Annotated in this window: 9 protein-coding genes; 5 read left to right on the top strand and 4 right to left on the bottom strand. The window is 58.9% G+C overall.

What is annotated here, in order from left to right; genetic code table 11:
* The first annotated feature begins 553 nt into the window (after positions 1-553).
* On the top strand, positions 554-1,444 hold the full coding sequence (gene yghX, locus OXR61_RS07995) for a YghX family hydrolase (protein WP_021507609.1): 891 nt from the start codon (positions 554-556) through the stop codon (positions 1,442-1,444).
* 22 nt (positions 1,445-1,466) lie between these two features.
* Here the strand turns inward: yghX and OXR61_RS07990 are convergent, their stop codons facing one another.
* Complete coding sequence (locus tag OXR61_RS07990) at positions 1,467-1,838, bottom strand: helix-turn-helix domain-containing protein (RefSeq protein WP_021507610.1); 372 nt, start codon at positions 1,836-1,838, stop codon at positions 1,467-1,469.
* Positions 1,839-1,939: 101 nt separating this feature from the next.
* Here OXR61_RS07990 and OXR61_RS07985 point away from each other — a divergent pair, with 101 nt between their 5' ends.
* Both OXR61_RS07985 and treF read left to right on the top strand, forming a co-directional pair.
* Positions 1,940-2,794 carry an SDR family oxidoreductase gene (locus OXR61_RS07985; RefSeq protein WP_267411682.1) on the top strand — a complete coding sequence of 285 codons (855 nt, stop codon included), beginning with the start codon at positions 1,940-1,942 and terminating at the stop codon, positions 2,792-2,794.
* A 348-nt stretch (positions 2,795-3,142) separates the two neighbouring features.
* Positions 3,143-4,801, top strand: coding sequence for an alpha,alpha-trehalase TreF (gene treF, locus OXR61_RS07980; protein WP_052022814.1), 1,659 nt, complete (start codon positions 3,143-3,145; stop codon positions 4,799-4,801).
* A 270-nt stretch (positions 4,802-5,071) separates the two neighbouring features.
* Here treF and OXR61_RS07975 read toward each other — a convergent pair whose 3' ends face one another.
* Entirely contained in the window at positions 5,072-5,893 is an 822-nt protein-coding gene (locus OXR61_RS07975; RefSeq protein WP_010616452.1) for an alpha/beta hydrolase, read from the bottom strand.
* A 215-nt stretch (positions 5,894-6,108) separates the two neighbouring features.
* On the opposite strand from OXR61_RS07975, the gene OXR61_RS07970 reads away from it, so the two are divergent.
* Positions 6,109-7,698: an MFS transporter gene (locus OXR61_RS07970; protein ID WP_021507613.1), complete on the top strand. Its 1,590-nt coding sequence runs from the start codon at positions 6,109-6,111 to the stop codon at positions 7,696-7,698.
* Here the strand turns inward: OXR61_RS07970 and OXR61_RS07965 are convergent, their stop codons facing one another.
* Complete coding sequence (locus OXR61_RS07965) at positions 7,699-8,607, bottom strand: LysR family transcriptional regulator (RefSeq protein WP_021507614.1); 909 nt, start codon at positions 8,605-8,607, stop codon at positions 7,699-7,701. It abuts the gene before it with no gap.
* Positions 8,608-8,769: 162 nt separating this feature from the next.
* Between OXR61_RS07965 and OXR61_RS07960 the strand changes: the two genes are divergently transcribed.
* Positions 8,770-10,638 carry an amidohydrolase gene (locus tag OXR61_RS07960; protein ID WP_021507615.1) on the top strand — a complete coding sequence of 623 codons (1,869 nt, stop codon included), beginning with the start codon at positions 8,770-8,772 and terminating at the stop codon, positions 10,636-10,638.
* 27 nt (positions 10,639-10,665) lie between these two features.
* Here the strand turns inward: OXR61_RS07960 and OXR61_RS07955 are convergent, their stop codons facing one another.
* Positions 10,666-11,628, bottom strand: a complete 963-nt coding sequence (locus OXR61_RS07955) for a sensor domain-containing diguanylate cyclase (protein ID WP_021507616.1) — start codon at positions 11,626-11,628, stop codon at positions 10,666-10,668.
* Between the last annotated feature and the right edge of the window lie 214 nt (positions 11,629-11,842).

Here is an 11,842-nt window from a genome sequence, read left to right as displayed (position 1 = left end):
CACAAGATTACACCGAATTTTTACTTATAATTAACAAGTTTGACGCACAAAATTATTATTTCGTGACGTCGGAAGAGATTCACGCCAATTGTAAGGCAAGCGGCGAGAACAAAAAGAAACAGTGGGAATGGCTAAAACTATAACAGTATTTTTTGATTTCGATCATTGTTTTCACCAGAAACTACTTGTTTAAAATCACTAAGTTAAGGTTAAAGCCCGTGATTTATTGTGACAATCTTGTTATTAAGCAGAACGAGAGGAAAAGGCGTTAATCTGGTAACTGGCTAATTTAGCTGTTAATTACTGCGCAAGACAAAACGGCACAGGACCGCATCGTCACGTTACGCTGTAAAATTTCCTGCACAGTCGCCAGAAAGAAACTTTGTCAATTAAAAGATAATTTTTATAGACCAAAAAGAAATTAATTTGCTGCCTTTCGGTGACATTCTGTGAGCCATCGCGCATTAACCCGCTGGGGCATGGCATTTGCCAGCGGCGTCAGGCTGTGCTTTGTTAAAGCAGCACAGTCCGGTTAATCAGCGAAGGAGAGGTTATGACCCGTCTTACCGCCCAGGATTTTCCCCAGGAACTGCTTGAGCTTTATGACTACTATGCGCACGGTCGCATCAGCAAGCGCGAGTTTCTCTCGCTGGCCGCGAAGTTCACCATCGCCGGCATGACCGGAGCCACCCTGCTCAGCGCCATGAGCCCCAATTATGCGCTGGCAGAGCAGGTGTCGTTTACCGATCCTGATATCAACGCCGAATACATTCACTACCCGTCGCCCCAGGGACATGGCGAGGTACGCGCTTATCGGGTGCGCCCGACTCACGCCAGCGGCAAGCTGGGTGCCGTGGTGGTGGTACACGAAAATCGCGGCCTGAATCCTTACATTGAAGACGTGGCGAGACGGGTCGCCAAAGCGGGCTATGTCGCGCTGGCGCCGGATGGCTTAAGCTCGCTGGGCGGCTATCCGGGCAATGATGAAGAGGGCCGTGCGATGCAGGCTAAAGTCGACCCGACCAAACTGATGAACGATTTCTTCGCGGCGGTCGATTTCCTGATGCAGCATCCCGAGGGGAACGGCAAGGTCGGCATCACTGGCTTCTGTTATGGCGGCGGCGTAGCCAATGCGGCGGCAGTGGCGTTTCCTGAGCTGGCCTGCGCCGTGCCGTTCTACGGCCGCCAGCCAAAAGCGGAAGATGTGGCGCGCATTCAGGCGCCGCTGCTGCTGCACTATGCCGCGCTGGATAAAGGCATCAACGAAGGCTGGCCAGCCTATGAAGCCGCTCTGCAAGCCAGCCACAAAACCTATGAAGCGTATATTTATCCCGGCGTGAATCACGGCTTTCACAACGACTCAACGCCACGCTATGACAAAGCCGCCGCCGACCTCGCATGGGGTCGCACACTCGGCTGGTTTGAGAAATATTTGCACGCCTGAGCCTGGCGCGCCGCGACGGCACTCACGCCGTCTGCGGCGCTTTAATGATGCGGTGGACATTGCTTTCCAGCCAGTCGGCGAGGCCGATGACCTGCCCTTCCACCTCATGGCCCAGCGCCGTCAGCCGGTACTCCACGTGCGGCGGCACCACTTCATAGGCGATACGCTCAATGAAGCCATCCTCTTCCATGTAGCGCAGCGTCTGCGCCAGCATGCGTTCACTGATGCCACCAATCCGGCGGCGCAGTTCGCTGAAGCGCAGCGTTTCAGCGCGCAGCGCCAGTAACACCAGCACACTCCAGCGGCTGGTAATCCGTTTTAACACTTCACGTGACGGGCAGTTCACATTGAGCAATTCACCACGGGAAAATTTATCACTCAGGTTTTCAGCCATTTACATCACTCCGCTCAAACTAACAAATTTGTAAGTACTTACTAAAAGTTAGTTTATCTCGTAGGCTGTTTCCATACCAGTTCAACCTGAGGAAAAACACCATGATTGCGATAACCGGAGCCACTGGCCAACTGGGCCGTTTAGTGATTAATGCCTTGCTGAAGAAAGTACCGGCCAGCGAGATCATCGCGCTGGTACGTTCACCGGAAAAGGCGCAGGACCTGCAGGCGCTCGGCGTCGCGCTGCGTACCGCGGATTACAACCAGCCACAGACGCTGCACAGCGCCTTTGCCGGCGTGCAGAAAGTGCTGCTGATCTCCTCCAGCGAAGTGGGCCAGCGCGAAGCCCAGCACCGGGCGGTGATTGATGCCGCCAAAGCGGCAGGCGTGTCATTTATCGCGTATACCAGTCTGCTGCATGCCGATACCTCGCCGCTGGGTCTGGGCGTCGAACACCGCGCCACCGAAGCGCTGTTGCAGGCTTCAGGCATCCCTTATGCCCTGCTGCGTAACGGCTGGTACAGCGAAAACTATGCGGCCAGCATCGCACCGGCGTTAGCGCATCATGCCTTTATCGGCGCGGCGGGCGACGGGCGCATCGCGTCGGCGGCGCGCGAGGATTACGCTGCCGCGGCGGCAGAGGTGATCAGTCGTGACGATCAGGCTGGCAAAGTGTACGAACTGGCCGGCGATGACAGCTATACGCTGGCAGAATTCAGTGCGGAGATCGCCCACCAGTCCGGCGAACAGGTGGAGTACGTTAACCTGCCGCCTGCGGAATTCAGCGCGGCGCTGATCGGCGCCGGTTTACCCGCGCCGCTGGCCGAACTGCTGGCGGATTCCGACGCCGGTGCCGCTCAGGGTGCCCTGTTCGACGACAGCCACACGCTCAGCAAACTCATTGGCCGCCCGACCACACCGTTCGCCGCGGTAATTAAAGCCACGCTGGCAAAGTAAGGCGCTGATGGCGCCCTCACCTGCGGTGAAATCCGGGGTGAGGGCGATGAAAACCCCTCTTTTCCCCGTCTCGTTTGCCATCAAATGATCAACCTCTTCCCGCTTTTTTGCCGTTATCACTGACGATTTTCTTATTTACAGATAAATCTGTTCATTTATTTAAAGCTCCATCTGAAACACTGCTTTCAATTCCTGAAATATAGGACGTTGTATTCGCTGAAAAAAGCCTTAAATAGCCGATCAATCGACAAGATTTATTACGTTCATAGATATTTCGCATTGTTGTCTCATCGGGTCAGAGATCTATAATTTGTCCTTTGAGCAACCAGGCAATTTCAGGAGGCCGCTATTAATACTAACCACCAGCAACGTCAAGCTTTCGGAGAACACGAAGCCCATGCTGATCTGGGGTATCAATACGATCCTCACGAGTTTATCCGCGAAGGTATGCAGGATTCGGAGCCGGAACCCGAGCTGATCGAAGGCCTGCCTGCGCCTGATGCGCTGACGCCTGCCGATCGCTATCTGGAGCTGTTTGAGCACGTGCAGACGTCACGTATTTTTGCCGACAGCAAAACGTTTCCGGACTGCGCGCCTAAATTCGATCCGCTGGATATTTTAATCCGCTATCGCCGCCGCAAACGCTCGGCGGAGTTCGACCTGGAAAAATTTGTCCACGAGCATTTTTATTTACCGCAGGTCAATGAGAGTTTTTATGTTTCCAATCCGGATAAAACCCTGACGGAACATATTGACGATCTGTGGCCAGTGTTAACCAAAATGCCGCAGCAGCATTTACCGCATTCGTCGCTCCTGCCGCTGCCGAAGCCTTACGTGGTGCCCGGCGGGCGTTTTGGTGAAACGTATTACTGGGACTCTTACTTCAGCATGCTGGGACTGGCCGAAGCGGGCCGCGACGATCTGCTGCGTCATATGGCGGACAACTTCGCCTGGCTGATTGATAACTACGGTCACGTGCCGAATGGCAACCGTACCTATTACCTCAGCCGCTCGCAGCCGCCGGTGTTCGCGCTGATGGTCGAGCTGTTTGAAGAGGACGGCATTCGCGGCGCGAAGCGCTATCTTGACCAGCTGATGAAAGAGTATCAGTTCTGGATGGACGGAGCCGGCGAGCTGATGCCGCATCAGGCCTACCGTCACGTGGTGCGCATGCCGGATGGTTCGCTGCTCAACCGCTACTGGGACGATCGCGACACGCCGCGCGATGAGTCGTGGATGGAAGATGTGGAAACCGCCAGCAAATCGCGTCGCCCGGCCAGCGAGGTCTATCGCGATCTGCGCGCCGGTGCCGCTTCCGGCTGGGATTACTCCTCGCGCTGGTTGCGCGATCCGCAGCGTCTGTCCAGCATTCGCACCACCCAGTTTATTCCGGTGGATCTGAATGCGTTTCTCTACAAGCTGGAGCTGATGATCTCGACGCTGGCGCACGCGAAGGGCGAAGAACTCACCGGCCTGGCGTGGCAGAAGAAAGCGGATGCGCGCAAGCAGGCGATTCATCGCTATCTGTGGGACAACACCGCTGGCGTGTACCGCGACTACGACTGGCGACGTGAACGCTTTGGTGCCTTTACCGCAGCGGCGGTGGTACCGCTGTTCCTGGGGCTGGCATCACCCGAGCAGGCGCATCTGCAGGCGGTGGCGCTGCGCCAGCTGCTGCTGACGCAGGGCGGGCTGGTGACGTCCATGGTGGAGAGCGGCGAGCAGTGGGATAAACCCAACGGCTGGGCACCACTGCAGTGGATGGCGGTGGTCGGACTCAATAACTACGGTGAAGAGACGCTGGCAACGGAGATTGCGGTCAACTGGCTGACCACGGTGAAGAATTTCTATTCGCTGCACCATAAGCTGGTAGAGAAGTACGATATCAGCGGCGATCGCGCCCGCCCGGGCGGCGGCGGTGAGTATCCGCTACAGGACGGCTTCGGCTGGACCAACGGCGTCACCCGTCGCCTGCTGGCGATGTACGGGCATTTGCTGGCGGACTGATAATGCGGTTGGGTGTGGTAGCAGGCGGGATACTGCGGCCTGATGCCCTCACCCTGGCCCTCTCCCACCGGGAGAGGGAAACGCTGCCATATGCAGGACTGAGACAGCCCAGGTTAATTCAAGAGCCAATCCCCCGCTCGATCGGCCCCCTCTCCCACCGGGAGAGGGAAACGCTGCCATATGTGATTAACGAATTAATTGTTCACTCGATCGGTTCCCTCTCCCGCAAGCGGGAGAGGGTTAGGGTGAGGGGAAAAAACGCACTCCCCCTTAATTCCCCTGCAAAAACGCCAGCAGATCCGCATTCAGCTGGTCCTGATGCGTCACCGCAAAACCGTGCGGGCCATTCTCATACACTTTCAGCTGCGAACCCGCAATCATCTCATGCACCAGCTTGCCGGTGGCTTCAAACGGCACCACCTGGTCATTACTGCCGTGGATCACCAGCGTCGGCACATCCACTTTGGCAATATCCGCACGGAAATCCGTCTCAGAGAACGCGGTCACACAATCCAGCGTACCTTTCAGCGACGCCAGCAGTGCAATGTTCAGCGTCTGCGTCAGTACGCCATCGGAAACCGTCTGGCCCGCGTTGGTGCCGTAAAACGGCGTGGCGAACTCTTTGATAAACTGCGCACGATCCTTCAGCAAACCCGCTTTAATCCCGTCAAACACCGCTGATTCCACCCCTTCCGGGTGATCGTCGGTTTTACCAAAGATCGGGGTGACGGCGCCCAGCAGCACCAGTCCTTTCACTTTCGCGGTACCATAACGACCGATGTAGCGCGACACATCCCCGCCGCCCATCGAGAAGCCCACCAGCGTCACCTCATCCAGCTGCAGATGCTCGATCAGGCCGTGAATATCGTCGGCAAAAGTGTCGTAATCGTAGCCTTCCCACGGCTGATCGGAGCGACCAAAGCCGCGGCGGTCAAACGCGATGACGCGGTAGCCGCGCTCGGCGAGGAAGTTGAGCTGGCTGTCCCACATATCGGCATCCAGCGGCCAGCCGTGGCTGAACAGCACCGGCTGCCCCTTGCCCCAGTCTTTGAAGTACAGGTTTACGCCGTCTTTAGTCTTGAATGTGCTCATGTTTTTTCTCCGTTAGTCAGTGATGTTGTGTCTGGCAATCAAACTAGCGCGGGATGCTGGAAAAACCTAAAGCAGAGATTTTGACAACTTGTGCAAAGATTTTTGCTAAGCCCTGCCGTCAAAAATCCTTGTACAAGTTGGCCGATTTTTTCCGCTATCTCCTGACGGGCGAGCTTCGTATCGTGCTCTCATCGCACACTGACAGGAACAGCCTGATGAACCAGCCAAATCCACAAACAGCGCGCAGCGGCGCGTTTTCCCCTTTCGCCTACGGGCTTTTCGCCGTGATCTGGACCGCTTCGGTGCTCGGCAATACCGGTAGCTTTATCCGTGACGTCGCCAGCGCCTGGCTGATTACCGGACTGTCGGATAACCCAACCGCCGTCGCGCTGATGCAAACCGCCGCCACGCTGCCGGTATTTCTGCTGGCGCTGCCGGCCGGCGTGCTGTCAGATATTGTTGACCGCCGCCGCCTGCTGATTGTGGTGCAGCTGCTGATGGCCAGCGTCAGCGGCACGCTACTGCTGCTGTCGCACAACCACTGGCTCACCGTTGAATGGCTGATCGGCCTGACCTTTGTCGGCGGCGTCGGCGCGGCGCTGTTCGGTCCGGCATGGCAGGCCATCGTGCCGGAGCTGGTGCCCCGCCATGAGCTGAAAAATGCCGTCGCGCTCAACTCGCTGGGCATCAATATCGCCCGGGCGATTGGACCGGCTACCGGCGGCCTGCTGCTGGCAAGTTTAGGTGCTATGGCCGCTTACGGTGCCGATGTCGCCAGTTATTTTTTCGTCATCGCCGCGCTGCTGTGGTGGAAACGTCCGGCGAAAGCCGCTACCGCGCTGAATGAGCACTTCTTTGGCGCTTTCCGCGCCGGGCTGCGCTATGTGAAAGCCAGCCGCGAACTGCACCGCGTACTGTTGCGCGCCGCGCTGTATTTTGCCTTCGCCAGTGCCATCTGGGCGCTGCTGCCGCTGGTGGCGCGCACCATGCTGCACGGCAGCGCAGGCTTTTACGGCTTGCTGCTCGGGGCCGTCGGTGCCGGTGCCATTGCCGGCGCGCTGCTGCTGCCGCGCCTGCGTGCCCGGCTGAGCCATGATGGACTGATGCTGCTCTCCGCCGTGCTCAGCGCGCTGGTCATGGTAGCGCTGGCGCTCAGTCCGCCGCAGTGGCTGGCGCTGCTGCTGATGCTGGTCCTGGGCACCGGCTGGATCATCGCGCTGACGACCCTCAACGGCGTGGCGCAGGCGGTGCTGCCCGACTGGGTGCGCGGTCGCGGGCTGGCGGTCTATCTGATGGTGTTCAACGGCACGCTGGCGGGTGGCAGTCTGGCCTGGGGTCTGATCGCCCAGCACATGGGTCTGGCGTCAACGCTGATGCTGGCCGGCGCGGCGCTGCTCATCACGGCGCTGCTGGCAAAACGGCTGGCGCTGCCGGCGGGCGAAGCGGATCTGCAGCCGGCGAAGCACTGGGCTGAACCAGTGGTAAGCGATGCGGTGGATATCCGCCGTGGCGCCGTACTGATCCAGATTCGCTACCGTGTTCCCCAGGCCGATCGCGCCGCTTTCCAGCACGCCATGCACAAACTGGCGCAGGCGCGACGCCGTGACGGTGCCTATGCGTGGGGATTAATGGAGCAGACCGACGATGCCGGAGCGCTGCTGGAGTGGTTTATGGTGGAGTCATGGCAGGAGCATTTGCGTCAGCACCAGCGCGTCTCGCGCGCCGATGCTGAGTTACAGCAGGCGGTACTGCAGTTCCATCAGGGTGATGAACCCCCGCAGGTCAGCCATCATATTGCGCTGTGATCAGGCTGGCGCGTAGATGTCACTCAGGCCGGGCAGCGTCGGCAGGCGCTCGCGCCACCAGATAGCCGCGTTGCCGCAGGCGCTCTCATTCCACGCCAGATAGGCGATATCGCGCCGGCACTCGCTATCCAGCTGGCGCGCCACCAGCGCACCGCTCGCCAGGTGCGGGCGCGCCAGATAAAGCGGCAGATAACCACAGCCGAGCCCGGCGAGATGCGCCTGCAGTTTGGCCGGGAAATCATGCACGCTCAGCGTCTTCTGCTCATCCAGCACGCGTAAATCCATCCCGGCACCGTGGCGGGATGAATCATGCACCGTGACCGCGCGATACTGGCGAATCTGTTCGCGCAGCAGCGGTTCCGGCTCCGCCGCCAGCGGATGGTCAGGAGCGACAGCGAACACATACTCCAGCCAGCCCAGCGGCTGGCAGACAATCTCTTTGCGCGTGGCGGGTTCCTGAACCGCGCCAAAGACAATGTCCGCTTCGCCGTAGTGCAGCGCTTCCCAGCAGCCGGCCAGCACGTCCTGACGGAACTGCAGCTGGGTGTGCGGGTGCTGCTGATAAAATTCGTCAATCAGCGGCGTGAGGATGCTGAACGGCAGCGAAGCATCCACGCTGATGGTCAGCAGACTCTCCCAGCCGCTCTCCACGTAGCGCGCCTGCTGCTCCAGCTCGTTCACCGCACGCAGCAGCGTCCGCCCTTTTTCCAGCATCAGACGGCCGGTCGGCGTGAATGTGGCGCGATGGCCGGAGCGATCGAGCAGCGTGATTTTTAAATCGCTCTCCATCTTCTGCACGGTATAGCTCAACGCCGACGCGGTTTTGAACAGTCGCGCGGCCGCAGCGGCAAAGGTGCCATGACGATCGAGCGCATCCAGAATCAGCAGCGCCTCCAGATTTAAACGCATTCCCTACCCTCCGTAAAAAAAGTTGAACGACAACGTAAAAACAATCCGTTATCAATAACTGCTGTCATTTCGTATTTTTTTCCTCATCGGCGCAAGCATTTTTAACCGCGCATTAACACGGTGGCTGAGGGCCGCTACGCTTAATTTAACGGAGAGAACAGAATGACGACCGCATCCCTGATTTTTACCAACGGTAAGTTTCACACCGTCGACCGCGCAAACCCGCTGGCTACCGCCGTGGCCATCAAAGACGGCAAGTTCCTCGCCGTAGGTAGCGAAGCGGACGTCATGCGCTTTGCCGGCAGCGACACGCAAATCATCGACGCCAAAGGGCACACCGGCATTCCCGGCCTGAACGATTCCCACCTGCATCTGATTCGCGGTGGCCTCAACTACAATCTTGAGCTGCGCTGGGAAGGCGTGCCGTCGCTGGCCGATGCGCTGCGTATGCTGCGCGAACAGGCCCTGCGTACGCCGTCACCGCAGTGGGTGCGCGTGGTCGGGGGCTGGAGCGAGTTCCAGTTTGCTGAGCGCCGCATGCCGACGCTGGACGAAATCAACGCCGCCGCGCCCGATACGCCGGTCTTCATTCTGCATCTGTATGACCGCGCGCTGCTCAATCGCGCCGCGCTGAAAGTGGTGGGCTACACCAAAGAGACCCCCAACCCGCCGGGCGGCGAAATCCAGCGCGACAGCAATGGCAATCCGACCGGCATGCTGATCGCCCGTCCTAACGCCATGCTGCTGTACGCCACGCTGGCGAAAGGGCCCAAACTGCCGCTGGAACAGCAAGTTAACTCGACGCGTCAGTTTATGCGTGAACTGAACCGCCTCGGTCTGACCAGCGCCATTGACGCCGGCGGCGGCTTCCAGAATTACCCGGACGATTACGACGTGATCGCCGAACTGCACGCGAAAAAGCAGCTGACGGTACGCATCGCCTATAACCTGTTCACCCAGCGTCCCGGCCACGAGCTGGAAGACTTTGAGAAGTGGACCGATATGCTGAAGCCGGGCCAGGGCACCAATTTCCTGCGCCACAACGGTGCCGGTGAAATGCTGGTGTTCTCGGCGGCGGACTTCGAAGATTTCCTCGAACCGCGCCCGGATCTGGCACCCGGCATGGAAGATGAGCTGGAGCGCGTGGTGCGTCACCTGGTGGAGCATCGCTGGCCATTCCGCCTGCACGCCACCTATAACGAATCGATCAGCCGCATGCTGGATGTGTTTGAGAAGGTGAATCGCGACATTCCGTTCAATGGCCTGCACTGGTTCTTTGACCATGCGGAAACCATCACTGAAGCCAATATTGAACGGGTAAAAGCGCTCGGCGGCGGCCTGGCGGTGCAGCATCGCATGGCTTTCCAGGGGGAATACTTTGTCGATCGCTACGGTAAAGAGGCCGCGAAGCAGACGCCGCCGGTGGCGCGCATGCTGGAGGCCGGTGTACCGGTCGGTCTTGGTACCGATGCCACCCGCGTTGCCAGCTATAACCCGTGGACCGCACTGTACTGGCTGGTTTCAGGCCGTACCGTCGGTGGGATGCAGTTGTACGATGACAACGCACGCATCGACCGTGAAACCGCACTGATGCTGTGGACCAAAGGCAGCGCCTGGTTCTCCAGCGAGCAGAGCGCCAAAGGTGAGATCAAAGTCGGCCAGCTGGCGGATCTGGTGCTGCTGTCGAAAGATTTCTTCAGCGTGCCGGAAGAGGAGATCAAAGGCATTGAATCAGTGCTGACGCTGGTGGATGGCAATGTGGTGTATGCCGCCGGCAGCTTCACGCCGCTGGCACCGCCGCCGGTGCCGGTGTTGCCAGAGTGGTCGCCGGTGGTTACCGTGCCCGGTCACTACCGCAGCGCCCCGCCGCAGACCAGCGGCCGTGCCGCGCGGATGCCGCAGGTACACCAGTGCAGCGGCCCCTGCGGCGTGCACAGCCACGCTCATGATGTCGCGCGCCAGTCATCGGTGCCGGTGTCAGACAACAACGCGTTCTGGGGGGCGCTGGGCTGTTCCTGTTTTGCGTTTTAAGTGATCAAGGGGTGCGGGCGCTGGCCCTCACCCCATCGATATATTGCCTGCCAGGCCAAAGCCCTGCTTACCGTTCTTCTTAATCTGGTACATCGCGCCATCCGCCCGGGTCAGCGCGTCGTCGAAGCTGTCGCGCCGGTGTACCGGGGCGATACCGATCGAAGCACCAATCCGCGCATGACCATTGTCGATATCAAACGGCGTCAGCGCCGCATCCAGCACCGCCTGCGCCAGAATGCGCACCTTGGGGTAATCAATCAAAAACGGCAGCAGCAGCACGAACTCATCGCCGCCAAGCCGCCCGACGATGGCCTCTGACGGCAGCAAATCGCGGATGCGCTGGCTGAGCTGAATCAGCACCTCGTCACCGCTGCGATGGCCGAGCGTGTCATTGACATGCTTGAAGTTGTCGAGGTCGATAAATGCCACGCACAGCGGCCCGGCGCGTTGCAGCTGACTAAAATGCGCCTGCAGCGCGTGGCGGTTGGGCAACGCGGTTAACGGGTCGTGATGCGCCAGCAGGGAGAGCTGGGCTTCGTAATTCTTCTCTTTGGTCATGTCGATATGGGTGCCGGTCACTTTGAGCGGATTACCCTGCTCGTCCCACTCGCTGACGCGTCCGCGATCCAGCACCCAGGTGATTTTGCCGTTCTTGCCGATCATACGGTGCAGCGCCTCGTAATAGGGCGCGCGTCCTTCAATATGATCGTAAAAGGCGCGCAGCACCTCATCGGCATCTTCCGGATGCAGGCACTCGCGCCAGGCATCAAAGCGCGCTTTGGTCTCTTTCGCCTGAAAGCCGAGCATCGCGCCCCAGCGCCGGTTAAAAATCACCAGTTTGCCGCTGGGAATATCCAGCTGCCACAGGCACAAGCCGGTGCCGTCCAGCGCCGCGTTCAGCTTATTACGCGCGTCGTGCGCCAGGCGCTTGAGGCGCGCATTGTGCTTTTTCAGGTTCTGAATCTGCTGGCGCAGCGCTTCTTCGGACATGGTTGATCGCTGGAGAGAAAATAAGGGCTATTTTGCCTGCACGATAGATTCTGTAAATAAAACAAATGAAAAGGCGATTAGCGTCGGAAAATTGCGCCGGGTTCAGCAGGAATGGCGAAGCAACGCGGTAATTTCAGCAAACAAAACTTACACTTACTAAAAATAGCAGCGCGCTTCGCTTCGGCGCGCTGGCGAAACCTGGCTTTCACCAGGA

Origin of the sequence: Pantoea sp. GM_Pan_4 (assembly GCF_026541005.1) — a bacterium.
Taxonomy (GTDB): Bacteria; Pseudomonadota; Gammaproteobacteria; order Enterobacterales; family Enterobacteriaceae; genus Pantoea; species Pantoea dispersa.
This window is presented reverse-complemented; position numbering and strand designations above follow the sequence as displayed.